Source organism: Pseudomonas sp. 008 (genome assembly GCF_016861935.1).
Lineage (GTDB): Bacteria > Pseudomonadota > Gammaproteobacteria > Pseudomonadales > Pseudomonadaceae > Aquipseudomonas.
In genome coordinates this window covers 527,032-552,434 of sequence record NZ_BOMA01000001.1, presented here as the reverse complement: position 1 = coordinate 552,434, position 25,403 = coordinate 527,032, and the positions used below count along the sequence as shown (strand labels likewise).

General features: G+C 57.6%; 21 protein-coding genes and 1 pseudogene. 21 read left to right on the top strand and 1 reads right to left on the bottom strand.

Going from position 1 to position 25,403, the window contains the following annotated elements; translation table 11 throughout:
* The first annotated feature begins 36 nt into the window (after nucleotides 1–36).
* From JUI81_RS02340 to JUI81_RS02245, 20 genes and pseudogenes are all read left to right on the top strand, one after another.
* Complete coding sequence (locus tag JUI81_RS02340; RefSeq protein WP_204123602.1) at nucleotides 37–885, top strand: 3-hydroxybutyryl-CoA dehydrogenase; 849 nt, start codon at nucleotides 37–39, stop codon at nucleotides 883–885.
* A 163-nt stretch (nucleotides 886–1,048) separates the two neighbouring features.
* Nucleotides 1,049–1,828 (top strand): enoyl-CoA hydratase, encoded by a 780-nt coding sequence (locus JUI81_RS02335; RefSeq protein ID WP_374707252.1) that lies wholly within the window; start codon nucleotides 1,049–1,051, stop codon nucleotides 1,826–1,828.
* Nucleotides 1,829–2,440: 612 nt separating this feature from the next.
* Nucleotides 2,441–3,607 (top strand): CynX/NimT family MFS transporter, encoded by a 1,167-nt coding sequence (locus tag JUI81_RS02330; RefSeq protein ID WP_204123601.1) that lies wholly within the window; start codon nucleotides 2,441–2,443, stop codon nucleotides 3,605–3,607.
* Nucleotides 3,608–4,132: 525 nt separating this feature from the next.
* Nucleotides 4,133–5,494 (top strand): DUF1329 domain-containing protein, encoded by a 1,362-nt coding sequence (locus JUI81_RS02325; RefSeq protein ID WP_204123600.1) that lies wholly within the window; start codon nucleotides 4,133–4,135, stop codon nucleotides 5,492–5,494.
* 20 nt (nucleotides 5,495–5,514) lie between these two features.
* Nucleotides 5,515–7,368: a DUF1302 domain-containing protein gene (locus JUI81_RS02320; protein WP_204123599.1), complete on the top strand. Its 1,854-nt coding sequence runs from the start codon at nucleotides 5,515–5,517 to the stop codon at nucleotides 7,366–7,368.
* An 87-nt stretch (nucleotides 7,369–7,455) separates the two neighbouring features.
* A complete protein-coding gene (locus tag JUI81_RS02315; protein WP_204123598.1) occupies nucleotides 7,456–9,816 on the top strand; it encodes an RND family transporter in 2,361 nt (786 codons plus the stop codon).
* Nucleotides 9,817–9,830: 14 nt separating this feature from the next.
* Nucleotides 9,831–10,760, top strand: a complete 930-nt coding sequence (locus JUI81_RS02310) for a YCF48-related protein (RefSeq protein WP_204123597.1) — start codon at nucleotides 9,831–9,833, stop codon at nucleotides 10,758–10,760.
* Between the two features lie 404 nt (nucleotides 10,761–11,164).
* Nucleotides 11,165–11,533, top strand: a complete 369-nt coding sequence (locus JUI81_RS02305; protein WP_204123596.1) for a hypothetical protein — start codon at nucleotides 11,165–11,167, stop codon at nucleotides 11,531–11,533.
* 329 nt (nucleotides 11,534–11,862) lie between these two features.
* Nucleotides 11,863–12,357, top strand: a pseudogene (locus tag JUI81_RS02300) (methyl-accepting chemotaxis protein); the annotation flags it as partial.
* A gap of 123 nt (nucleotides 12,358–12,480) precedes the next feature.
* Entirely contained in the window at nucleotides 12,481–13,701 is a 1,221-nt protein-coding gene (locus tag JUI81_RS02295; protein WP_204123594.1) for an amine dehydrogenase large subunit, read from the top strand.
* Nucleotides 13,695–14,255, top strand: coding sequence for a MauE/DoxX family redox-associated membrane protein (locus JUI81_RS02290; protein WP_204123593.1), 561 nt, complete (start codon nucleotides 13,695–13,697; stop codon nucleotides 14,253–14,255). Before JUI81_RS02295 ends, JUI81_RS02290 begins: the two co-directional genes overlap by 7 nt.
* A gap of 20 nt (nucleotides 14,256–14,275) precedes the next feature.
* On the top strand, nucleotides 14,276–14,881 hold the full coding sequence (gene mauD, locus JUI81_RS02285) for a methylamine dehydrogenase accessory protein MauD (RefSeq protein WP_239077650.1): 606 nt from the start codon (nucleotides 14,276–14,278) through the stop codon (nucleotides 14,879–14,881).
* A gap of 8 nt (nucleotides 14,882–14,889) precedes the next feature.
* On the top strand, nucleotides 14,890–15,408 hold the full coding sequence (locus JUI81_RS02280; protein WP_374707257.1) for a methylamine dehydrogenase light chain: 519 nt from the start codon (nucleotides 14,890–14,892) through the stop codon (nucleotides 15,406–15,408).
* Nucleotides 15,409–15,412: 4 nt separating this feature from the next.
* Complete coding sequence (locus JUI81_RS02275; protein ID WP_204123590.1) at nucleotides 15,413–15,862, top strand: hypothetical protein; 450 nt, start codon at nucleotides 15,413–15,415, stop codon at nucleotides 15,860–15,862.
* Nucleotides 15,863–15,866: 4 nt separating this feature from the next.
* Nucleotides 15,867–16,511: a cytochrome c gene (locus tag JUI81_RS02270; protein WP_204123589.1), complete on the top strand. Its 645-nt coding sequence runs from the start codon at nucleotides 15,867–15,869 to the stop codon at nucleotides 16,509–16,511.
* A 415-nt stretch (nucleotides 16,512–16,926) separates the two neighbouring features.
* Complete coding sequence (locus JUI81_RS02265; RefSeq protein ID WP_204123588.1) at nucleotides 16,927–18,111, top strand: acetyl-CoA C-acyltransferase family protein; 1,185 nt, start codon at nucleotides 16,927–16,929, stop codon at nucleotides 18,109–18,111.
* A 14-nt stretch (nucleotides 18,112–18,125) separates the two neighbouring features.
* Entirely contained in the window at nucleotides 18,126–18,782 is a 657-nt protein-coding gene (locus JUI81_RS02260) for a TetR/AcrR family transcriptional regulator (protein WP_204123587.1), read from the top strand.
* A 57-nt stretch (nucleotides 18,783–18,839) separates the two neighbouring features.
* The gene (locus JUI81_RS02255) at nucleotides 18,840–20,618 is read left to right on the top strand and encodes an acyl-CoA dehydrogenase C-terminal domain-containing protein (RefSeq protein ID WP_204123586.1); all 1,779 of its coding nucleotides are present in this window, start codon (nucleotides 18,840–18,842) and stop codon (nucleotides 20,616–20,618) included.
* Nucleotides 20,619–20,714: 96 nt separating this feature from the next.
* Nucleotides 20,715–22,367 carry a fatty acid--CoA ligase gene (locus JUI81_RS02250; RefSeq protein ID WP_204123585.1) on the top strand — a complete coding sequence of 551 codons (1,653 nt, stop codon included), beginning with the start codon at nucleotides 20,715–20,717 and terminating at the stop codon, nucleotides 22,365–22,367.
* Nucleotides 22,368–22,542: 175 nt separating this feature from the next.
* On the top strand, nucleotides 22,543–23,871 hold the full coding sequence (locus JUI81_RS02245; protein ID WP_204123584.1) for an MFS transporter: 1,329 nt from the start codon (nucleotides 22,543–22,545) through the stop codon (nucleotides 23,869–23,871).
* Between the two features lie 355 nt (nucleotides 23,872–24,226).
* Here JUI81_RS02245 and JUI81_RS31730 read toward each other — a convergent pair whose 3' ends face one another.
* Entirely contained in the window at nucleotides 24,227–24,394 is a 168-nt protein-coding gene (locus tag JUI81_RS31730; RefSeq protein WP_239077660.1) for a hypothetical protein, read from the bottom strand.
* Between JUI81_RS31730 and JUI81_RS02240 the strand changes: the two genes are divergently transcribed.
* Complete coding sequence (locus JUI81_RS02240; protein ID WP_239077658.1) at nucleotides 24,359–25,285, top strand: AraC family transcriptional regulator; 927 nt, start codon at nucleotides 24,359–24,361, stop codon at nucleotides 25,283–25,285. The two genes, JUI81_RS31730 and JUI81_RS02240, sit on opposite strands and share 36 nt — an antisense overlap.
* The last annotated feature ends 118 nt before the right edge of the window (nucleotides 25,286–25,403 follow it).

Below are 25,403 nucleotides of genomic sequence, written 5' to 3'. Positions count from 1 at the left end.
CTTGAAGGCATTTGATTATTATCGTAAGGAATCAGTATGAAAAAGCAGAAAATTGGGGTGCTTGGAGCGGGTACCATGGGGAATGGTATCAGTCAGGTTTTTGCAGTCAATGGATTTGATGTCATCATGATTGACATCTCGCCTGCTGCGTTAGAGCGAGCAGTTAATACTGTTAGTAAGAGCCTGGGGCGGTTGGTCAGTAAGGAGAAAATTACTGAGCAGCAAAAAGAGCAGGCTCTTTCGAGAATTCAAACAGGTGTAGACCTGAGCACCCTGGCTGAGTGCGACGTTGTCATTGAAGCGGCAACCGAAAATCTTGAATTGAAACTGGACCTGCTCGCTAAACTGGATGCTATCGTCCGCCCTGATGCAATCTTGGCATCTAACACTTCATCGATCTCAATTACTCATTTGGCCTCGGTCACTTCGCGGCCGGAACGAGTCGTAGGGCTTCATTTTTTCAATCCGGTTCCAGTTATGGCGCTCGTTGAAGTTATTTGCGGGCTTCAAACCAGCGACGCAACCTTTGCCTCGATGGAAGCTTTGGCTAAAGAGGTGGGCAAGACGCCGGTTAAAGTACGAAATAGTCCAGGTTTTGTTGTGAATCGCTTGCTTTGTCCAATGATTAACGAGGCCGTGTTTGCATTAAGCGAGAATCTTGCGTCGGCTGAGCAAATTGATGAGGCAATGAAGCTGGGTGCCAATCACCCGATTGGTCCGTTAGCACTGTGCGATATGATCGGGCTTGATGTTGAATTGGCGGTGATGCAGGTTCTATTTGAATCTTTCAAAGATCCCAAGTACCGCCCCGCGCCACTTCTTGTAGAGATGGTTGAAGCGGGTTATCTCGGGCGCAAAACAGGCCGTGGCTTTTACGTGTACTAATTTTCACGTTTTTCGGTTGATTAATTTCAGGTGGGCCATTATTGGTCTTCCTGGAAGCATTATGTGCTTGTCAAGATTTATCGATTTCGCTCATAAGGTTTCGGGTAGTCATTGGGTATTTTAGTTCGTTTATCTAAGTCTGATTAATGTTATGGGGAATGGCATGCTGGATCAAAAGTCAGTTGTTACTGAGGTTTTTGGACGTGTGGGGTTGATTAGAATTAATCGGCCTGATGTCCTTAATGCGTTGAATGATGAAGTGATTAATGGGATCTCTGCTGCTGTCGATGTTTTTGAAGCTGATGAGGATATAGGTTGTATTGTTCTGACGGGCAGTGATAAAGCATTTGCTGCCGGTGCTGATGTCGATTTTATGAAGTCATTTGATTATATGTATGCCTATAAAAGTGATTTTGTGACCACCAACTGGGAGAGAATTAAAAGGTCTCGTAAGCCAGTTATTGCCGCGGTCGCAGGGTTCGCATTGGGCGGTGGTTGTGAGCTTGCAATGATGTGCGACATGATTTTTGCTGCAGAGAACGCCAAGTTCGGGCAGCCCGAGGTCAGACTTGGTGTGCTCCCCGGGGCAGGCGGTACTCAACGGCTACCTCGTGCACTGGGTAAGGCTAAAGCTATGGACTTGTGTCTAACGGCTCGGACCATGGACGCATTTGAAGCGGAAAGATCAGGGCTTGTCGCACGCGTTGTGCCTGTCGAACGTCTGCTTGATGAGGCATTAACCGCAGCCCAGGCAATTGCCAGTTTCTCGCTGCCTATCACAATGATGATTAAGGAGTCCGTGAATCGCGCATTCGAGTCCAGCCTTACAGAGGGTTTGTTATTCGAGCGGCGTGTGTTCCACTCTTCATTTGCCTTGGAGGACCAGAAAGAGGGCATGGCTGCGTTTCTTGCTAAGAGGAAGCCTGTTTTCAAACATTGCTAATTTAATAGAATATAGCGATGCTCATGCTGTGGTAGGCGTTGGATATTCTAATGGGTGATGGTTATGCAGGGGGAGTGATGATGAGGTTAATCGTTCTATCCCGGTCAATCGCTTATGAGTCAGATTTTTACGTATTTCTCGTGTTATAGCCTTTTAGAATGATCAGGCTTTAGCGTCCTCCGTTTTTTTGATTCGACACGGTTGTTTCGGTCATTTGAGTGGACGGACTTCGGGCCCCGAGGATGTTGCTGAACTGTAAGTTTCTGCGACCGATAACGATAGAATGGTTAGCCTGCTCGATGGCTGGTTGTAGGTGCGTAAATGCGTTGCCGGACCCTACCGCATCCACAAGTCCTTCCGTAGCCAATAGCAGTGCTTTGGCCACGGCAATCTCTCCGCTGCTCTGATGTCATCAAAGCTGCCCATACAACCTGCCTCTAAGCTTTGGATGCAGGGTCATTTCAGCGACTCCACCTTGTTGGGTTTATGGTCGGAATCACGTTGGACGCGCAGCCAGTTTTTGTTCGCGTTAGTTTTCGATCTGCCATCTCAGGTCTCGGAAAATTTCAGTGCCGATGACTAATTCTGAAAATACTTACTAAAGGATAATTTGTGAAACCAATTCCCCGGGTCCTGCTGCTGGTGGCCTTGGTGCTGGCGGCGATCAATCTGCGGCCCGGTATTACCTCCCTTGCCCCCCTGATTGAGCGGATCGCCACCGAACTGTCGTTGAGTCGCAGCTTCATAAGCCTGGCCACCGCGCTGCCGGTGTTGTGCATGGGCCTGCTCGCTCCGCTGGCACCGCGGCTGGCGTTGCGCTGGGGCTTGGAGCGCGCCATAGCGCTATGTTTGGGGCTGGTCGCCCTGGCCCTGCTGACGCGTCTGGGCGCGCAGCAGAGTGCGGTGCTGATGGGCAGCGCGATCGCCCTCGGTACTGCCATCGCCGTGGCCGGCCCGTTGCTGTCGGGGTTTATCAAACGTTATTTCGCTGCCCAGATGGACCAGGTGGTGGGCTGGTATTCCCTCGGCATGGCTATCGGTGGTGCCGGCGGTGCGGTACTTACCGCGCCGGCCACTGCGCTGTTCGGCGATGCCTGGAATCTTGGCCTGGCGGTCTGGGCCGTGCCGGCGGTGTTCGGTGTGTTGCTCTGGCTTTGCCTACCCAACCGGCTCGGTGCCGACGAGATGCAGGAGCAGAGTGCAGGCCTGCCCTGGCGGCAACCGCGCGCTTGGCTGATCAGCCTTTTCTTCGCTCTGCAGGCAGGGTTGTTTTACGCCCTGGCCACTTGGGGAGTGGCGCGCTACCACGAAGCCGGGCTGAGTCTGTTGCGCAGCAACCTGCTGATGAGTATCTCGATGCTAATGGGCCTGCCCAGTTCCTTCGTGCTGCCCTGGCTGGCGCAGCGTTTCGGTGCCCGCTATTCGTTGCTGCTGGCCTGCGGTGCGCTGACCAGCCTGTGCCTGGCAATGATCAGCTTTGCTCCAACCGTCGCGCCCCAACTGTGGGCGCTGCTGATCGGCTTCGGCCTCGGCGGATCCTTCGCCCTGTCGCTGGTGCTACCGCTTTACGAAGCCGGTTCGCCGCTGGCGGTCAGTCGCTGGACCGCGATGATGCTGTGCACCGGTTACGGCTTGGCGTGTCTGACCCCGATTCTTACCGGACTGGTGCGCGATTTGTCCGGTAGCTATCGCCTGCCGTTCGCCGCGCTGACCGCCTTGGCCCTGCTGATGACGCTGATCGCCTGGCTGCTGGGGCGCAATAACCACCGTCAAGGCTGAAGCCGTTGTGTTGCCGTAGTCGATTTACAGCCACTTGCGCACGGTCATTAATACGAACAGCACAATGTTGAACAGGTGACCTCGATTTCAAACTCAATTAGGACGGCCTTGCCGTGAATTGATGGTCGGGAGTCAATGGGCTTTGGGGCGAGGCTATTTCGCCAGTGCGTCCGCCTATTCAATTTTGCATCATTGTTGATTGACGTCAGATGTCAACGACTCTGTCATGCGCAGTCAAGCCACCACCTCTTACATTGAATACTTTATCGGCCAGGCGCGTTTGAAACATCTGGCTAAATTTTTTGACCAGCCATCTTCCACGCGGAGTTCAAGACGCCGACTCAAATAAGAAGAATATGAGAGGTGTCAGTGTTGTTGATCGCGAACCTGGTTTTACCGCACCGCCGCCGGGGACGCCACGGCGTCCCGTTCCCATGTCTCACATACCGCTCGCAGGTTGATCAGTTGCACACCGATCGCAAGACGTGCTTTGGGCACACTATAAGAAAAACTTAGGAGAGCTCCATGAAAACCTTCCCTCTTTCTTTGTTGGGCGCCGCACTGTGCGCGCTGTTCGGGGCTGGCAGCTTGCAGGCCGCCTCAGCAGTTAATGTGGACAAGCTTGGAAGCGAGCTTACCCCTGTCGGTGCCGAGAGGGCCGGAAACGCGGATGGCAGCATTCCGGCATGGGACGGCGGTCTGACCCAGGTTCCGGCTGGATGGTCGCCAGGGCATGGCGATCCTTTTGCTGCTGACAAGCCGCTGTACTCAATCGATGCGGGGAACCTGGCCCAGCATCAAGCGCAACTGCCGGCCGGTCAGGTTGAGCTGATCAAGAATTATCCAGGCTACCGACTGGATGTCTACCCTAGCCGCCGCAGCTGTGCCATTCCCGCCGAAGTCGCCCAGCGTACCAAGGAGTTCGCCGGGCAGAGCAAGATAGGGAGCGACGGCTGGCGTCTTGAGCAGGCGGTTGGTGCGGCGGTGCCGTTCCCGTTGCCGCAGAGTGGCATCGAGGTGATGTGGAATAACAAACTGCGTTATATGGCAATGGGGCGTCGCGCCCAGTATTCGTATTTGATGCGTGAAAAGGACGGCGCTCTCTACGAGGGTAAGCAATGGGCGAGCGAGTATTACCCCTACAACGATCCTGCCGTGAAAACGCCGCTTGACGCGGGGGGTGTCGAGGCGAAGCTGCTTTACGACGTACTGACTCCATCCTCTCGTGCGGGGGAGTTGTATCTTGTTCACGCCCAGCTGGATAAGCCTCAGGACGCGTGGATTTATTTCCCCGGCCAGCGTCGTGTGCGTCGGGCGCCATCCTTCGCCTATGACAATCCGATTGCCGCCACCGACAGCCTGTACTTCGTCGACCAGATCAACATGTTCACCGGAGCCCTGGACCGTTACGACTTCAAGCTGGTGGGCAAGAAAGAGATGGTGGTGCCGTACAACTCCTACAAGTTGATCGACAAGTCCAACAAGTACCAGGATCTGATCGGTCAGGATTACCTGAATCGCGACGTACAGCGATACGAGCGGCATCGTGTCTGGGTGGTGGAGGCGACCGTTAAGACGGACAAGCGTCACTCCTTTGCCAAGCGTGTGTTCTTCATCGACGAAGACAGTTGGGTCGTCCTGCACGTCGACATGTATGACGCCAAGGGCAATCTCTGGCGTGTGCAGGAAGGCAGTCTCTGGGCTGACCCGGAAATCCAAGCCTGCACCAGCTTTGAATACGTCAGTTACGACTTGATCGCCCGGCGCTACTTCGCAGACGCCTTCACCCAAGAAGGTGAAGTGCTGGACATGACTGCGGGCCTCGAAGGGCGCGTAGTCGACAAGATGTTCAATTCCAACGAACTGCGCCGTCGCGGTGAACGCTGATCCTCTCGGAGTACACCCAGATGAATGATAATAAGAAAAGTCGCGCCGCGGCGCCGGATGGGCTCCTGAGTGCTCGCAACCTGTTGGGACTCGCGGTGATGGCGGCCTCGGGCCTGCTGTGGATGCAGCCGAGCCACGCCTTCATGTTTGGCTCCGAGGAGGGCCTATCAGGCAGTTTCGATTCCACCTTGGGCTACGGCTTAGCCACACGCCTGGAGTCGCCGAACTGCCATCTGGTCGGTGGCGATAGTGGCGGCTGCAACGATGGCACCAATACCGGGCTCGGTCAGTACTACAACCTGGCCAAGGGAAACGGCTACGCCAACGCTGATATCAACTATTCCAACGGCGATGACGGCAACCTCAACTACCACAAACATGACGTGTTCTCCGAGGTGCTCAAGGGTACTCATGAGCTGAGCCTGAAGTTCGGCGACGGCTGGAGCGCCTTGGGGCGAGTCGCCTGGGCCAAAGACTTCAAGATGGACAACACCCGCCGCACCGAGCTGGACGATCAGGCCGACCGCGACGCGACCGAGCGCCTCGACTTACTCGATTTGTGGGTGGCCAAGAGCTTCGACCTTGGTGAGATGCCGGGCAAGGTCAAGGTTGGCAATCAGGTCATCAGTTGGGGCGAGGAAATCTTCATCATCGGCGGCATCAATCAGATCAATGCCCTCAGCCTGCCCAAGTACCACACCCCGGGTACCCAGTTGAAGGAGGTGTTCATCCCCGCCCCGATGGCTTCATTCAACCTGGGGCTGACCGAGACCTTGAGTCTGGAGGCTTACTACCAGTTCAAGTGGAATGCCTATGGACTCGATCCGGTGGGCACCTATTACTCGAACATGGATGTGGTTGGCGAGGGTCGCCGGCCGATCTACTATTCCAGCAATTACGTCGACGGCTTCCTGGGGGCTGGCACCTGCGCTGCAAGCACGCCCACCGGTCATTGCGGCGAGCCGCTGCTAAGTGGGCTGGACGACGACACCCTGGTAGCCAACGGCTTGGCAGTTCCTTACGGCGGCGAGCGCGAGGCAGATGACGACGGCCAGTACGGCGTGGCTCTGCGCTGGACCGCGGAAGAAATAGGCGCCGAGATCGGTGTCTTCTACCAGCGCTACCACGACAAGCTGCCCTTCGTCGGTTACACCGCCGTAACCGATCCGGATGCTTTGCGGACGGACAACTATTTCATCAATTATGGCGAAGACAAAGACTTGTTTGGCCTGTCGATGAACACCATGGTCGGCCCAGTGGCTGTGGCTGGTGAGCTGTCCTACCGGCCCAACGACAGCGTCGGCATCGACCCGACCGTGCCATTTGGTCGGGCCTTCACGGGTTCCTTCAACAAGCACAGCGTATTCGACACCGGTGTGCACAACGGCTACGTCGAGGAGAAGAAGTGGCAGGTGGACGTCAATGCCATCTACACCTTCTCCGCCAACGATACCCTGGGCTTCATTCCCTCCAGCCTGGGCGCTTCCGACGGCTTCATCCTGGCCGAAGCGGCGGTAGCCCACTACCCGGGCCTAGACACCTCTGGCGAGACCCCGTACTTCCTGTCGGACTATTCGCTGCCTGACAAGACTTCCTGGGGCTACGTGGCCGAGATCGGCATCAACTACCCGAACCTGTTCGGCAGCGGCATCACAGTTACCCCGCAGCTGGACTTCAGCCATGACGTCAATGGCACCACACCGAACGCACTGCCTTTCATCGAGGGGCGCAAGTCGCTGACCAGCTCGCTGCTGTTCAATTATCGCGAGCGCTGGAAGGGAGGCCTGCAGTGGGTGCAGTACTGGGGCGGCGGCGACAATAACTTGCTGGCTGATCGCGACTTCCTCAGCGGCAACATCTCCTACTCGTTCTAATCCAGCCCTAGTTCGTTGACGGAGGGTCGGTTGCGCATGCTCGCGCGCGGCCCGCCGTTGGCGACACTCGTGATATTGAGGCATTCCATGTTGGCTTCACTCGTATCGGTGCTTGAGCGCCTTTTCTTCCGCCATCGTCTGGCGACTCTTGGCCTGCTGGCCGTTATCACTCTGGTCATGGGCATTTACGCTTCGCGCCTGGAAATGTCGGCGGGCTTCGATAAGCAGTTGCCGCAGCAGCATGCCTTTATCAAGACGTTCAATCAGTATCGCGATGTGCTGTTCGGGGCAAACCGGATCATCGTGGTATTGCATGCAAAGCAGGGCGACATTTGGAACAAGCAGGCGCTGACGCGTCTGTACGATATCACCCAGACGCTGTTCTTCATGCCAGGGATCGACCGGCGCAGTGTGACCTCCTTGTGGACGCCGAACACCCGTGCCGTACAGATCACCGAGGAGGGCATGAAGGCCGAGGACGTGGTCGGCGGTGACGTCACGGTCGGGACTCTGGATGGCCGTGCCATCGTCGGTATTCGTGAACGCACCATCATCGGCGGTTTCGTCGGCAGCTTAGTGGCGAACGATCATAGCGGTGCCATGGTGGTGGCCGAGCTGGCAGACCCGGACCCGCGGACAGGCAAGCGCTTGAACTATCTGGAGTTCAGCCAGCAACTCGAGGACGAGCTGCGTGCCAAGTACGCTGATGCCGACTATGAGGTGCAGATCATCGGCTTCGCCAAGCAAATGGGCGATATCGGGGCAGGTGCCAAAAGTGTCGTGGGTTTCTTCGCGCTGGCGTTCGTTCTCACGGCACTGGCCGTGTATTGGTACACCCGCTCGTGGGTACTGACCTTCCTGCCGCTTTTCTGTTCGTTGGTTTCGGTGGTCTGGCAGTTCGGCACCATTACCCTGCTGGGTTTCGGCCTTGATCCGCTTGCGATCCTGGTTCCGTTCCTGGTGTTCGCCATCGGCGTGTCCCATGGTGTGCAGCAGGTCAACTTCATATCCAGGGAGGTTTGTGCCGGTGCTGACGGCATGACCGCCGCTCGCCGCAGTTTCGGCGGCCTGCTGATTCCTGGCACCCTGGCGTTGATCACCGCCTTCGTCGGTTTTGCCACCTTGGTGCTGGTGCCCATCCCGATGATCCGCGAGCTGGCTATCACCGCCTCGGTGGGCGTGGCGTACAAGATCATTACCAACCTGATTATGCTGCCGGTACTGGCCAGCTACTTCCGCTTCGATGCCGCCTATGTGGCCCGCGTTGAGCGCCTGCGCCACTGGCGCGATAACGCAATGATCAGTCTGGGGCGAATCGCCGAGCCACGTAATGCCGCCATCGGCGGCCTGCTATGCCTGGCGCTGATGGTGCTGGCCGTGTGGCAAAGCCAGGGGCGCCATGTCGGTCACGTGCTGCCGGGTGCACCGGAGCTCCACGCGGATTCCCGCTACAACCAGGACGTGGAAAGCGTGGTCAGCCACTTCGCCTTGGGGTTGGACCTGTTCACCGTGGCCGTGGAAACCCCCAAGGGCGGCTGCTACCGACATGACGTCATGAGTTATGTGGACCGATTGACCTGGTACCTGGGTAACGTGCCGGGTGTACTCTCGGCCCAGTCCTTGCCAGCACTGACCAAGTTATCGGCCTCAGGGGTCAACGAAGGCAATCCGAAGTGGGCGGCTCTGCCGATGGACGAGCTGTCTCTAGGTGAGGCGGTGCGCCAGGTGCCTGAGGTCCTGCGCCTGTACAACGCAGACTGCACGTTGCTGCCGGTCAATCTCTACCTTGCCGATCACAAGGCCAGCACCTTGAAGCGGGTGGTGCAGGCTGTCGAGCACTACCGTCTCGAGCATGCGCTGGAGGGGGTGACCGTGCGTCTGGCCAGCGGCAACGCCGGCGTGCAGGCAGCCACCAACGAGGTGGTGGAGGTCTCCGAACTACCGATGATGCTCTACGTCTACCTGACCATTTTGCTGCTGGTGTTCCTGGTCTACCGCGATTGGCGGGCTATGATTGCCTGTTGTGTGCCGCTGACGCTGGCAACCTTTCTCGGCTACTGGTTCATGAAGGAGTTGGACATCGGTCTGACTGTCGCAACCTTGCCGGTGATGGTACTGGCAGTGGGTATCGGCGTGGATTACGCGTTCTACATCTACAACCGCCTGCAGATGCATCTCGCCGAGGGGCAGGACATTGTCAACGCCTTCAAGCTGGCCCTGCGTGAAGTGGGCGTGGCTACGGTGTTCACTGCGCTCACGTTGTCGGTGGGCGTCGCCACCTGGTCCTTCTCCGCGCTGAAGTTCCAGGCCGATATGGGCCTGCTTCTCACGTTCATGTTCATGATCAACATGATCATGGCCATCACCTTGCTGCCGGCTATCGCCGTAATGCTGGACACCCTGATTCCCCGACGCGGGCGGGTTCGCGCGCCCCTGATCGCACATTAATAGGAGGGCACCCAATGTCCGTTATTTGTTCCCTGCGCCCACTGTTGCTGGCGCTGGTCATGCTAGGAGCTGCCGTCGAAGGGGCTGCTCCGGCCATGCCGCTAACCCAGGCGCAGCATGCGCCGCTGCTGGCGGTAACCCAGGCTGGCCAGCGCCTGATTGCCCTTGGCGACCATGGTGTGGTGGTGTTGTCCGATGATGGCCTGACCTGGCGCCAGGCCAGGGGCGTGCCGGTGGATGGTTTGCTCACCGCGCTGAGTTTCGTTGATGCCAAGCAGGGCTGGGCGGTTGGCCACGGCGGCGTTCTGCTACGCACCGCGGATGGTGGTGAGACCTGGGCTCTCCAGCAGCGTCTGGAAGGCCATCCGGTGCTGCTCTCTGTATGGTTCGAGAACGCCCGTCATGGCATCGTTGTCGGGTCGTACGGTTATGCCGCCGAGACCTGGGATGGCGGCCGGAACTGGAAGCATCTGCAGGTTGGCGCAGAGGGGGACGAGTATCACCTCAATCACATCTTCCCTGGCCCGGGAGGCAGTCTGTTTATCGCAGCCGAGATGGGCAATGCGTACCGCTCCCTGAATCGAGGTGGTACCTGGCAGACGCTCGATACCGGTGTCAGCGGCTCGCTGTGGAGCGGGCTTGGCATGCGTGATGGCAGATTATTGCTAGTCGGCATGAGTGGCCGGGTGTTGCTCAGCGAAAACCTGGGTGACCGATGGCGCGAAGTGGACAGTGGTAGTCAGGAAGCGATCACGGCCATTACTCAGTTGGCCGATGGCCGTGTCGTACTGGCAGGTAATGGCGGCCTGGTTGCTATCGCGGACGTGGGGCTGGAGCGTTTCACCGCCTCGGTTCGGGATGATCGCCTGAACCTGGCTGCACTGGCACCGTTGACCGATGGCCGTGTGTTGCTGTTCGGCCCAACAGGTGTGGTGCCGCAGTAAGGCTTGCAAGGCGCAGCTTCGTTTGTTGGGCGTTCGCTGCGTCTAGCGTTGCGACGAATGCTCTCGCCCCTGTTCCATCAATGGCCCCTCCGCTGATCCGCATCATCCCAACTTCGTGCACGATCGCCGCTGCATGACATGGATAGCGAGATGCGGAGGCTCCTGGTGCAGTGCATCACGGCTTCATCACAAGAAGTGCAAGCATGCGCAACTGGTTCGCTGGGCGTCGTTACGACTCAAGCTGGTGTTATTCAATGCTCTGTTGCTGGCTCTGATCACCAGTGCGCTCGTGTCTATCGGGGGGGGGGGGCTCGGCCCGTCGGGGGCTGGAGGAGGTGACCCAGCGCATCGAGCCTTTGTGCTGGGCGCGGTAAGGCCGTATGAGCCAGGCGCTGGCTGGCGAGATGTCGCTCATCAGTAGCGCCTTCCAGGTGAATAGTCATATTGAGCTCGCTCATAAGGAAGGTCTGTTTGCCGAGGAACGCGTGGCTTTGGACCGTGACGTGCAGACAGCTCTGCCAGCCAGCCGTGATAGCTATGCGACTTATGTGGTGCTCGAGCCCAATGTTTTCGATGGTTTCGACAGCGCATTCGCCGGACGTGCCGAGGTGGGTGCCAACGAACGCGGCCGCGTGGCGACCCTCTGGTCGCGCAATGTCCGTGGCGATTTGAGTCGCGAGGTTATCAGCGAGGCGCTACTCGCTGACGAGCAGGCCAGTCGAGGTTGGAGCACTGGCGGTCAGCGCCAACTGCTTCATGGCGGGCCTACGTGATCTGCTGCTGGAGGTGCGCCATTCTCAGGAGTAGGTGAGGGCGCACCCGGGCCAGCTTCGAGCTTGGGCTATTGAACGGCAGCACAGCGAGATCGATCAGGTGGTGACTACCATCAAACAGATGGCCTGCTCGGTGAAGCAGATCACGCGCAACGCTACGACCACCGCGGTTGCGGCTCAGTGCTCCCATGGCGCAGCGCAGGAGAGCGAAGTGGTCACGGCAGGGCGCCTGCGAGGTGCGACGGTGTTGGTTGAGGAAATCGGGAGGGCAAGCCATCGCCAGCGAACTGAATGAGGATTCGGTGCGCATCGCCCAAATCATGCAGCTTATCCGCGGAGTTGCCGAGCAGACCAATCTGCTGGCGCTGAACGCGGCCATTGAGGCGTCGCGTGCCGGGGAGCATGGGCGAGGTTTTGCTGTGGTGGCCGACGAAGTGCGGGCATCGGCGGCGCGTACTCAGAAATCGAGCGGTGAGATCGAAGCCATTGTCCACGGCATCCAGCAGGGTTCCCAGTGCGCCGTAGCGGCCATCGAGCGTAGCTTGCTGCATCTGCATGACAGTGTCGCGCATGCCGACGCGGCGGAGCAGACACTGCAACGTATCATCGGCGCAGCGGGAGAGATTTCCGATCTGGCCTCGCAGATTGCCATTGCGGTGGAGCAGCAGAGCGCCGTCACCGATGAGCTGAGTTGCAAAATTGTCTCCGTTGGTCAGATGGCCGAGAAGATCAACCACCTGGCGCTTCCGGCCGAACAGGAACAGGCCCAAGTGGCCGAGTTGATGCAGGAGCTTGGGCTGCATATTGGTCGTTTTCGGCTCTGATAGCGCGGCTGGGGTGACACTTGCTGTCAAGCGTTTTGTCATGTCGGGTCAAGCCAGCCAGCCCTCTCGAGCTTAAGCTGAAACTTCACTGAACCTTTACCTGACGTCACTGGATAACACCCTATGTTGAAGCGTTCACTCAGATACTTGTTGTGCGGTCTGTCATTGGCAGTCACGGCGTTGCCTGCTGTGGCGAAGTTCGAGCCGGAAGAGGCCCCGACTGAAGTCCTGGGCGATCACCGGGGGCAGAATTGGTTCTGGGTCTGGGGCAGCAACTCCCCCAGTATGGGCAGCGGCCGTGCCTTACTGTTTGATGGCAGCGGGCGCAACCTCGGTATGCTGAGTACGGGTGTGTGGTTCAACAGCCTGCTCGCTTCGCGCAAGCGCGACGAACTGTACGCCGTCGATACCTATTTCAGCCGGGGCGTGCGCGGTGAGCGCACGGATGTGATTAGCGTCTATGACGCCAGAACCCTGAGCGTCAAGCGCGAGATCGCGATTCCGCCCAAGCGCGTGTCTGCCCTGATTTCCACTGGGCTGAGCGTGCTGTCGGACGATGACCGTTTCCTCTTGGTGCTCAACTTCACCCCTGCTCAATCGATCAGCATCGTCGATTTGGAAAACAATCGATTCGTCACAGAAGTTCCCACGCCTGGCTGTGCCTCCATCTATGCAGCGGGGCCGCGCGACTTCTACTCCATTTGCGGCAATGGCGGCTTCTTGCATCTCGGCCTCGACGATCAAGGTCAGGTTCGTATGCAGGAGCGCAGCGTGCCGGTCTTCGATCCGTTGCAGGACCTGCTGCTGACTACCGGTTCGCGCATGGGAGATACCTGGTATTTCGTGTCTCAGCATAACAATGCCTATGGCCTGCAGATGAGCGCCGATGGCATTAAACCATCCCACCGTTGGTCGCTGGTCAGCGACCAGGAGCGTGCCGACGGTTGGGGGGTGGCCGGCAACCACGGAACTGCGTTGCATAAACAGAGTGGCCGGCTGTTTGTGCTGATGCATCAGGACAAGCCGGAGAACTACCAGAAGCCCGGCACCGAGGTGTGGGTATACGACACCAAGACTCAGCTGCGGGTGGCGCGCATCAAGCTGAATGAGCTAAGCACCGCCATTGGCGTCAGCCAGGGTGAGCAGCCGCGTCTCTACAGTTTGGACTGGAGGGTGCCCCTATCGAGCGAGTTCATAGCCTCAATCTACAAGGCCGAGGGCGAGGCGGGTCTTGCACCGCTCTGGCGTCAGGGCATCAATCTGTATGACGCCGAAAGCGGCAAGCACCTGCGCAGCATTGGCGACCTGCCTTCGGGCGCTATGAATGCGGTGATGCCGTGGTGATCGCGACCTATTTGCACGACCCGGTCGTCCACCTGTCCAGTGCTTTAGGCCTCACGCTGCTGCTGGGCGCTGCGGCTCTGCACAAGTTGCACGACAGGCAGGGATTCGCTCGTGTGCTGGACAACTACGGTGTGGCCTTAGGGGGGATGTTGCCCCATGGGTTGCGCTTGGTGCTGGCGCGCCTTTTGCCATGGCTGGAGATGATTGCCGCCGTTGGGCTCGTGCTGAGTTTCTGGATGCCTTGGACCGCATTGCTTGCAGGGCTACTGCTCGCGCTGTATGCCCTTGTGCTGGTGGCAAGCGTAGCGCGTGGAGCGGTCATTGAGGACTGTGGCTGTCACTTTGGCGGAAAGCCCCAGGCACCAAGCATGGCGCTGGTATGGCGCAACGTGTTGCTGCTTCTGCCAATGGTGAACCTGATGGGGCCGATGCAGGGTCGACCGTTGGTGTGGTTCGACGCCGTCACGTTGGGCTTCCTGCTGTGCAGCGTTGCGGTGTTTTACCTACTGGCGAATCTACTGATATCCAACCGTATTTCCCTGCGAGCGCTTTGAAAATCATGACATATGCACTGATGATCTCCAGTATTTTCTCCTGGCTGACAACCTTGGGTCTGATCTTGGCCGTATGGGCTCTGGCCCGTCAGGTCGGCTTGCTTCACGAGCGAATCAAACCCGTTGGGGCGCTGTCGCTAGGCAAGTCCATCAAGGCCGGTGAAATCGCGCCAAGCTTCACGCTGCCAAGTCTGAACGGGGGCTCGGTCAGTCTTGGGGGCGGCAACGCTCAGAGCCAGTCGACCCTGCTGTTCTTCCTCTCCGAAACCTGTCCGGTCTGCAAGACCTTGCTGCCTGTGCTCCAGTCGATTCGCGAGCAGGAGCGCGCGCGACTTCGAGTGGTGCTGGCAAGCGATGGCGATGCAGCCTCGCATCAGGCGTTTATTGAGGCGCATCGCCTGCAGGATTTCCCCTACCTGTTGTCGCAGGAGGTGGGTATGGCCTACCAGATCAGCAAGTTGCCCTACGGCGTACTGATCGATGCGGCGGGTACTGTGGTCACTCACGGGTTGATCAATACCCGTGAGCATTTGGAAAGCCTCTTCGAGGCCCAGGCGCTGGGCTATGCATCGATTCAGGCGTTCAAGGCCGCTGAGGAACATACACTTTACAAGCAGGTGCATTAAGTATGGCGATCAAATGGTTTGACGAAGCCGCCGAGATGTTTGCCCGCAAAACTGCTCGAGATACCTCGCGGCGTGGCTTCCTTGGCGGATTGGGCACGCTGCTGATCGGTGCCAGTGCGGCGACGCTCCTGCCGGTTTACCGTAGCAGCGCCTTCGCTAAGTCGAGTTCCGGCCTAGTGGAAGAGGGCGACCCGAACAGTTGCGACTACTGGCGCTACTGTGCAATTGACGGATTCCTCTGCGGTTGTTGTGGCGGCTCGGCGAATAGTTGCCCGCCAGGCACCGTGCGTTCGGATATCACCTGGATCGGCACGTGCCGCAACCCGGCCGACGGTAAGAGCTATGTGATCTCCTATAACGACTGCTGTGGCAAAGATAACTGCGGCCGTTGTGTCTGCCAACGCGACCAGGGTGATACGCCTATTTATCGTCCGCAGAGTTCCAATGACCTCAACTGGTGCGCCGGAAGCCACGCCGATATGCCCTATCACTGCTCGCTGTCGGTGGTCATCGGGGTGAAAGAGTAAGCCTATGTCGGTCCGATTTCTCTCCGTCGCCGCGCTCGTCGGGCTGATGTTAGCCGGGTCCCCCTCGCTATGGGCCACTGAACAGCGCCAGTTCGATTACATGCTCAATTGCCAGGGCTGTCACCTGCCGGACGGTAGCGGTAACCCGCAGCGGCAGGTTCCGGCTTTTCCTGGGCAACTGGGTAAATTCCTCAGCGTGCCGGGCGGTCGAGCCTATCTGGTCCAGGTGCCTGGTTCTGCACTCTCGGGGCTTTCCGATGATGCATTGGCAGGTGTCCTCAACTGGATGCTAGTAACGTTCAGCGCTGCCGAACTGCCTGCCGATTTCAAACCCTACACCGGGGCTGAATTGCACGCATGGCGCCAGACCTCCCCGGTCGACATCGAGCGGGTTCGCCGCGAGCTGCTTGAGCGTATTGCCCACCAAGAACAACAACAGCGCAAAGGAACCTGAATCTATGAAGGTAAGCATCAGTGTCGGCCTGCTCCTGCTCGTCGCAACGGTAAAGGTTTGGGCCGCCGAAACGCCCTCAACCGCAATGCTCGCGACGTGCGCCGGCTGTCACGGCGACCAAGGGCAGGGTAATGCCGCACTTGGCGCGCCGTCGCTGGCTGGTCAGCACGCCGAATACCTGGCCCTTCAGCTGCGTAATTTCAAGGCGGGGCGGCGTGGCTATGACGCCAAGGACACCCATGGCGCGCAGATGCGCGCCATGGTGGCCCAATTGGACGAGGCCGATTTCGAGCGTTTGGCTCGCCATTATGCCCGTCTGGAGTCGCCGCAGCCCCAAGTCGAGGTCGGCGAACAGGCTGCCCAAGGCAAGGCGTTCTATCAGGGTACTTGCGCCAGCTGCCACGGCCCTGAAGGCGAGGGATTTGCCCTGCTGAAAACACCCAATCTGCGCATTCTCGATGCCCCCTACCTCGATCGTCAGCTCAAACACTACGTACTGGGCGTGCGCGGCAGCGAAGCGCATTCCGACCAGTTGGGGCTCTGGATGCGCGGCATCTCCCTCCAGATCGGCGGGGATGTCGAGCGTAAGGCGCTCATCGACTACATCGGCAGTTTGTCGGCTGCAGCGTCCTCCGGCGATAAGCACTGAACGACTGACAAATCAGACGCCGTAGAATCTGTTTGCCCGCTGCATGTGCGGTGGATTGACGGCTCAGTGGGTATACAAGCGAATCCTTCGACTGATTCGACTCCGCTTCGTGCTTTGAGAGTGGCTCTGGACAAATGCTACTGACCGTACTCCCCCGATTATGAATCGGATGGCTTTGTGGCAACTGCCGAAAATCAAAAAAAGTACAGGGCTTGGCGGTTTCGCCTGAGGGAGGTTCATCGTCTCCAGAAACCACCCCGATAGCCTGGGAAGTTCACTACTCGCCCGGAGCAATCAAGTTCGAGCAACAAGCATTCAAGAACTGAGTTTCAACGGAATAGGCCAGCGAGGCGTCATTTTCAAGCTGGCCGCAGCCTATGCGCAGCAACTAGATACCAATCTCAAAGGAGTTCCCATGTATAAACCCGAAGTGTTTATCGTCAGCGCCACACGAACTGCAATCGGCTCCTTCGGTGGCACGCTCAAGGACACCCCGCTGTCGCAACTGGCCACGACGGCCGTGCAGGCGACCCTGCAGCGCAGCGGCTGTGCACCAGACCGTGTGGGGCATGTGGTGCTGGGCACTGTGATCCCGACCGATACGCGTGACGCCTACCTCTCGCGGGTCGCCGCGATTGAAGCCGGGATCCCCAAGGAAACTCCAGCTTTCAACGTCAACCGCCTGTGCGGTTCCGGCCTGCAGGCGATAATCTCGGCGGCGCAGAGCCTGCTGCTGGGGGAAACCGAAGTCGCGATTGCCGGCGGCGCCGAGTGCATGAGCCGCGGCCCTTACCTGATTCCCGGCGCACGTTGGGGTGGTCGCCTCGGCGATATGCAGGCCCTGGACTACATGCTGGGTATTTTGCATGACCCCTTTCACCGCATTCACATGGGCATTACCGCCGAGAACATCGCCGAGCGTTATGGTGTCAGCCGCGCCGATCAGGATGCGCTCGCGCTGGAAAGCCAGAAACGTGCGGCTCGCGCCATCTCTGAGGGTCGCTTTGTCGGGCAGATCGTACCGGTTGAAGTGAAAACGCGTAAAGGCATGCAACTGTTCGAGATCGATGAGCACGTGCGCGGTGATGTCACGCTGGAACAGTTGGCAGCTATGAAAGCGGCGTTCAAACCGGACGGGACAGTTACCGCCGGCAACGCTTCGGGCTTGAACGACGGCGCCGCAGCGCTGCTGTTGGCGACTGATGCGGCGGTCAAGAGCGATAACTTGCGCCCTCTGGCGCGTCTGGTCAGCTACGCGTGTTCCGGCGTTGAGCCGGAGCTGATGGGGTTGGGGCCGATTCCTGCTACTCGTCTTGCTCTAAAACGCGCCGGCTTGACGGTCGCAGACCTTGACGTGATCGAGTCCAACGAAGCCTTCGCTTCCCAGGCCTTTGTTGTGGCTCGCGAGCTTGAGTTTGATCCTGCCAGAGTCAACCCGAACGGTTCGGGTATTTCTATCGGTCATCCAGTGGGTGCTACGGGAGCGATGATTGTGACCAAAGCTGTCCACGAACTGCATCGCATCCAGGGACGCTATGCATTGGCGACCATGTGTATCGGTGGTGGTCAGGGCATCGCAGCGATCTTTGAGCGCGTCTAGAGGTACGTCGGTGAATGAATCAGATTGGTGATAAGTGCGCTGAGGAGTCTATCCCTTCGCGATTGGAACCGCTGCGAAAAACCGCCTTGCAGCTTTTCGCCCGGCGAGGTTTTGCTCGGGTTGGCGTACGCGAACTGGCGCAGCAACTGGGGATGGGCCCCGGTTCTTTTTACTGCCATTTTGAGAGCAAAGAACAGCTGTTGTTCGATTTGATCGAGGAGCTCTTCACCGACTTACTCGCCTTGGCGCGGTGCCGCGATAAGGATTGTTCTCTTGCGTGCCTGAAGGCGTTCGTGCATGCGCATATTGGCTTGCACGAGCGACGCGCCATGCATTTTCTCATCGCTGAGCGTGAGTTCCACTGCCTTTCGGTGGACCACCAGCAACACATTTGCAAGATGCGACAAGAGTATGAACATCGTTTTTTGGTCCTGTTGCGCGAGGCTGGGGCGAGCGCACCCTCGCCGGTGCTTGCGGCGACCGTGCACGCGGTAATGGCCTGGTTGAACAACCTGCCAAGCTGGCTGGAACAGTCAGAACTGACAGCGTCGCAGAGGCCCGCAGTATTGACTGCAATTGTGCTTGGATCGCTTTCCAGCGTTCTGCCGTTGTCGGTGCACACCGTACTTTGGAATGTTCCCGTGACCCAGAAGCGTATTGCTCGCAGGTGAAGCTGGCTCTACATCAACCACTGCATACCCATGCAAACAATATTAAGAGACTCTGTTATGGCTGATTACAAAGCTCCGTTGCGCGATATGCGCTTTGTCCTCAATGAAGTGTTCGAGGTTTCCAGGTTGTGGGCTCAACTGCCTGCCTTGGCCGAGGTGGCAGATGAAGAGACTGCTATGGCCATCCTGGAGGAGGCCGGAAAAGTTACTGGTGAAGTGATCGGTCCGCTCAATCGAAGCGGCGACGAAGAGGGATGCTCATGGCGTGACGGCGCGGTGAAGACTCCTGCAGGTTTTCCCCAGGCCTACCGAACCTATGCAGAAGGTGGCTGGGTGGGAGTCGGCGGTGCGCCGGAATTTGGCGGGATGGGCATGCCTAAGTTGATCGGTGCCCAGGTCGAAGAAATGGTCAACTCGGCAAATATGTCGTTTGCCCTGTACCCGATGTTGACTGCCGGGGCCTGCCTGTCGATTCTGAACCACGCCAGTGAAGAGCTGAAGACCAAGTACCTGCCCAACATGTACGAGGGCCGGTGGACTGGATCAATGTGCCTGACTGAACCGCATGCGGGCACCGATCTTGGGATTATCCGTACCAAGGCCGAACCTCAGGCCGATGGCAGCTACACGGTCACCGGTACCAAAATATTCATCACTGGTGGTGAGCAGGACCTGACCGAGAACATCATCCACCTGGTACTCGCCAAGCTTCCTGACGCCCCTGCGGGCCCTAAGGGTATCTCGCTTTTTATAGTGCCGAAGTTCATGGTCAACGCCGATGGCTCATTGGGTGAACGCAATGCAGTCCATTGCGGCTCGATCGAACACAAGATGGGCATCAAGGGTGCTGCCACCTGTGTGATGAACTTCGATGGCGCCATCGGCTGGATCGTCGATGCGCCAAACAAGGGACTGGCGGCGATGTTTACAATGATGAACTACGAGCGCCTGGGCGTTGGTATCCAAGGTCTGGCGTTGGGCGAGCGGTCTTACCAGAACGCTGTCGAATACGCCCGGGACCGTCTCCAGAGTCGCGCACCGACTGGAGCCCAAGCCAAAGACAAAGTTGCGGATCCGATCATCGTGCACCCGGACGTTCGCCGTATGTTGCTGACGATGAAAGCTCTGAACGAGGGGGGGCGTGCCTTCTACAGCTACGTGGCGATGCAACTGGACACTGCCAAGTACAGCGAAGATGCCACTACGCGAGAGCGTGCCGAAGAAATGGTTGCCTTGTTGACCCCTGTGGCAAAAGCGTTCCTCACTGATATGGGTTTAGAGACCACGGTGCATGGCCAACAGGTCTTTGGTGGTCATGGTTTCATTCGCGAGTGGGGCCAGGAGCAGTTGATCCGGGACTGCCGCATCACCCAGATCTACGAAGGTACAAATGGCATCCAGGCGCTCGACTTGATGGGGCGCAAGGTGGTCGGCTGCGGTGGGAGTTTTTACAAGCATTTCAGTAACGAAGTGAAGGATTTCATCAGCGCTGCCGATGAGGGGTTGAGCGAGTTCGCCGTACCGTTGCAAGCAGCCATCGACACCCTTGATGCGTTGACCGCTTGGGTCATCGTGCAGGCCAGGGCTAATCCTAATGAGGTCGGCGCCGCCTCGGTGGAGTACCTCCAGGTATTCGGTTATACCGCGTACGCCTACATGTGGGCGCTGATGGCGCGTGCTGCCTTGGACAAGCAAGAGCAAGAAGACTTTTATGTCAGCAAGCTCGGGACTGCGCGTTTCTACTTCGCTCGTCTGTTACCACGTATCCATTCATTGAGCGCGGCAGTAAAGGCCGGCAGTGAGTCGCTTTACGCGCTCGACGCCGCGCAGTTCTGACCCCTTGGGGCGCTGGTCGACATCAATTAAACCGATGGTGTCAGCGCCAACAAAACCTTAGTGAAATTCAATGAAATCCCTCTGGGAGATGTCCTCATGGTTAAAACAAAAATAATTCTCCCTTCGCCAGGCGCGTACGAGTACCCACTGCTGATCAAGAGTCTGCTGCTTTCAGGGCAGCGCTATGAAACAGAACAGGAGATTGTCTACGCTGACAAGCTGCGTTACAGCTACCGCACGCTCAATGAGCGTATTAGGCAAATGGCCAACGTGTTGACAGCAGCAGGCGTCAAGGCTGGGGACACGGTGGCGATGCTGGATTGGGACAGTCATCGTTACCTGGAGTGTTTTTTCGCTGTACCAATGATCGGCGCCGTACTGCATACGGTAAATGTTCGCCTGTCTGCGGAGCAGGTGCTTTATACGATGAACCATGCGGAGGATGATTTAGTCCTTGCCCATGATGATTTTCTGCCGCTGCTGGAGCAAATCCATGGCGGACTGACGACTGTCAAAGGCTACATCCAGCTGAGCGACGAGACGGCCAAAGCAACGACGTTGCCCGTAGTGGGCGAGTACGAGCAGTTGCTGTCCCAATCCCCTCCGACTTATGACTTCCCCGATTTTGACGAGAACTCGGTCGCCACCGTGTTCTACACAACAGGCACGACCGGTAACCCGAAGGGGGTGTACTTCAGCCATCGTCAGTTGGTGCTGCATACTCTGGCCACGGTGGGCACTTTGGGGGCTTATCAAGGGTTACCGCTGCTTCGCTCTGACGATGTCTATATGCCAATCACCCCAATGTTCCACGTACACGCCTGGGGAGTGCCCTATGTGGCGACGTTGATGGGGGTGAAACAGGTTTATCCGGGACGTTATGAACCCAATACCCTGGTTCGCCTCTACCGGCAAGAGAAGGTCACGTTCAGCCACTGCGTGCCAACCATTCTGCAGATGATTCTGGCTTGCCCCGAGGCAGCCGGGACGGACTTCAGTCGCTGGAAGATGCTCTTGGGCGGAAGTGCCCTGGCACTTGGCACCGCAAGTCAGGCTGCAGCAACTGGCATGCAGATCTATAGCGGTTACGGTATGTCCGAAACCTGCCCGAATTTATGTGCAACTTATCTACGGGCTTCAGAGCTTGAGCAGTCAATGGAGGAGCAGCTACCACTCAGGATCAAAACCGGAGTTCCAGTTGCAATGGTCGACCTGAAGATCGTCGACGCCTGCGGCAAGGACGTGTTGCACGACGGAGAGTCTATGGGGGAGGTGGTGGTACGTGCGCCTTGGTTGACTCTGGGCTACCTGCATGACCAGGAAAAAGGCGCCGAACTCTGGGAGGGGGGCTGGCTCCACACCGGCGATATCGGTTCTATCAATGCGCGCGGCGTGTTGGAAATCAAGGACCGTATCAAAGATGTAATCAAGACTGGGGGCGAGTGGATCAGCTCTTTGGAATTGGAGAGTTTGATCAGTAAGCATCCCGCCGTAATCTCCGTTGCGGTGGTTGGTATTCCGGATCTTCAGTGGGGCGAACGGCCAATGGCGATGGTTGTATGCATACCATCATTCCAGATCAATCAGGCGAATCTGGAGGACCACCTGATGCAGTTCGTTGACAGCGGCAGCATTAATAAATGGGCAATCCCTAAAAAATTCCTGTTCGTCGATGATATTCCCAAGACAAGCGTTGGCAAAGTTAACAAAAAATTAATACGAGAGACCGAGCTCGCGGAGCGAGGATGATTATTTTGCTTTCATGAGTTTTGAGATCGTTGCTGATCGATCATCCAGCGTTCATTTGGTCTGGAGCCGCTTACACGAGCGTTCGAGGTGTCCGAAAACTGTAGTCATCAAGACCAAGCAGGCAAGGAAACTCTGCCTTGCGGTTTGTCAGCTAATGTTTTCCAAGGAAGTTGCCATGCCCGATAATAATATCTATCCCTCCAAAGCCCGTGCCTGGGGTACGGTCACTGTATTGATGATGGCTTACGTGTTGTCATTTATTGACCGGCAAATCCTCAATCTGCTGGTGGGACCAATACGCCGCGACCTGATGATCAGCGACACCCAGATGAGTCTGTTGATGGGAATGTCCTTTGCGCTTTTCTACACCGTATGCGGCATTCCCCTCGGGCGCTTGGCCGATACCAGAAGCAGGCGCGGCTTGATCGCTTTCGGCATATTGTTCTGGAGCGCGGCCACGGCAGCCTGTGGTTTGGCCAGGCTGTACTGGCAATTCCTTATCTGCCGGATCGGCGTTGGCGTCGGCGAGGCAACCTTGTCACCTGCGGCCTATTCACTGATAGCGGACAGCTTTCCCGCCGAGCGCCGTGCTACGGCAATCAGTGTCTATTCGATGGGGGTATACCTGGGATCGGGTTTCGCGTTTCTGTTTGGTGGTTTGGTCATCAAGCTGGCCTCTGCCCAGGGTGACGTACTCCTGCCTGTGCTGGGTGAAGTGCGTCCGTGGCAGCTGATTTTTCTCGCACTTGGCGCCGCAGGGGTACTGTTTAGCCTGCTTCTGTCAGCGATAAGGGAGCCTGCCAGACACGGCGTCGGCGCTGGTATCGCGGTGCCTTTATCGGAGGTCGGCCGGTATCTGCGCGCTAACAAACGGACCGTGCTTTTCCATAATTTCGGCTTTGCCGGCTTGGCGTTCGCCGGTTACGGCAGTGCAGCCTGGATTCCGACATTCTTCATTCGCACCTATGGCTGGGACTCCGGTCAGGTCGGGATCGTATACGGCGGCATAATGGCAGTGTTTGGTTGCCTGGGAATCGTGTTCGGCGGAAGGTTGGCCGACTGGATGGCGAGGCGCGGCAGCAGCGACGCCAATATGCGTGTCGGTCTATATGCTGCCCTTGGCGCTATACCTTTCGTGCTGGCCTTCCCCTTGATGGAAAGCGCGCAATGGGCAGCGGTTCTGGTTGCGCCAACCGTGTTCTTTCTGAGCATGCCGTTTGGTGTGGCGCCGGCGGCGATTCAGGAGATTATGCCCAACTCGATGCGCGGCCAAGCATCGGCTATTTACCTGTTTGTGATAACGCTGATCGGTTTGGGGATCGGTCCAACGGCGGTGGCGGTAGTGACTGACTATGTCTTTGGCGATGATATGGCGGTTCGCTACTCACTGATGATTGTCACCAGCATCGCGGTGTTTTCCTCGGTTCTATTGCTGAGCATGAGTCTAAAACCCTACCGCGATAGTTTGGTGCTGCTCAATCAGTGGGCGACCAGAGCGACCTGAGCGTTGACTCACGCGGCACCGATGCAGAACAGCGCACCCCAGTGGCGCAGGCTAGTACGGGTCGGCAGTATTTCGATACGGTGTAACCTTCGAGCACATGTTTCATTCCTCATCATGGATCCTGGTGTATTGAGTCAATGCATGGTGTAGAAATTGCTTTCTTCGGTAGACATCGCGAACCGGAAATAGCTCGGACTTGCTGTTTCCGCCTTGTGGGTTTGGGAATTTGGCAAGTTCGCTACCCATATTGCCGGTGTCGAAATCCGCTCGAGAGGCACTCATGCACTATTCACGACCAGCACATGCTTCCTCAGTCGCATGCTTCAAGGGCAATGGTGTCACTGCTCAACATGCATTAATCGATCAAGCGAACGAAACGCGCCTGTTTCTCCGATCCGTACATCCCGGCCAGATACCCGCAACGGCTCACGGCATAGCGTTGGTCGTAGATTTCGCACGGCAGCGTGGCCTCAGCGTTGATGCCGTCCTGCGCGACTGCAATCTCCAGCTGGAGTGCCTGCATTCGCCTTCGACCAGCCTGACCCGAGAGCAAGAGCTGAAAGTGTTCGAGAATCTCCTGGAGCTCAGCGGCGATGCGACGGTAGGGCTCGAGATTGGGAGACGGCTGCACGTTTCCTGCTTCGGCGTGCCGGGCTACACGATGTTGGTCAGCGCAACGGTCAAGGATGCCATCCACTGCTTGAGCACCTTCCCGTTGTTAATGGGTCTGTATTTTAACGTCACCATGCGAGAGGAGGGTGACCGGACGGCGATCGTCGTTGATGATTATTACTACTCAAAGCAGCTCGAACCCATGTTCACGGACATGATGCTCGCCGCGATTTTGGCGATTATCGCCGATCTTGCCGGGTGCCCGATACATCCGCTCGGCGTTACCCTTCGACACACCCGGCCGTCACATTACGACTCCTGCGCTGAGCTATTTGGTTGCGATGTCCATTACGGGGCGCCGGAGAACGTCATCTATTTCCCCACCGTTCTGTTACATCAGCCTGCAGCGCTGGCCAATGCCGTAAGTGGCGAGGCGCTATACCTGCAATGCCTCGGCATGGAGCGCGATGGAGCAGCCAAGGTGACCAGTGACCTCATCTCGCAGATTCGGGATTTGCTCAATCGAGACATGATTGAGTTCAGCACTTTGGGGCGCGTGGCTCAGCATTTTTTCCTAACGGAGCGGACGCTGCGTCGTCGTCTGAAGTCGATCGACATTTCCTTTCAGCAATTACTCGACGAGGCGCGCCAAAAGCGGGCTGAGGACTTGCTGCTTGAGGGAGTGAAAATTTCCGCAGTAGCGGAATTCCTCGGCTATAGCGATATCGCCAGCTTTCGACATGCTTTTCGTCGATGGACCGGTTTTTCCCCCAGCGAGTATCGACATCAGGCAGTTGGCTGATCACCTTCGCGCCAACATCACCCTCTCGACGTCATTACGTACAGATCGATTACCGACTACGAAATGAGCCCTGTTGCGCGTCCGGAGTTCGTCTTGTCGTAGCGTTCTTGAGCAATCA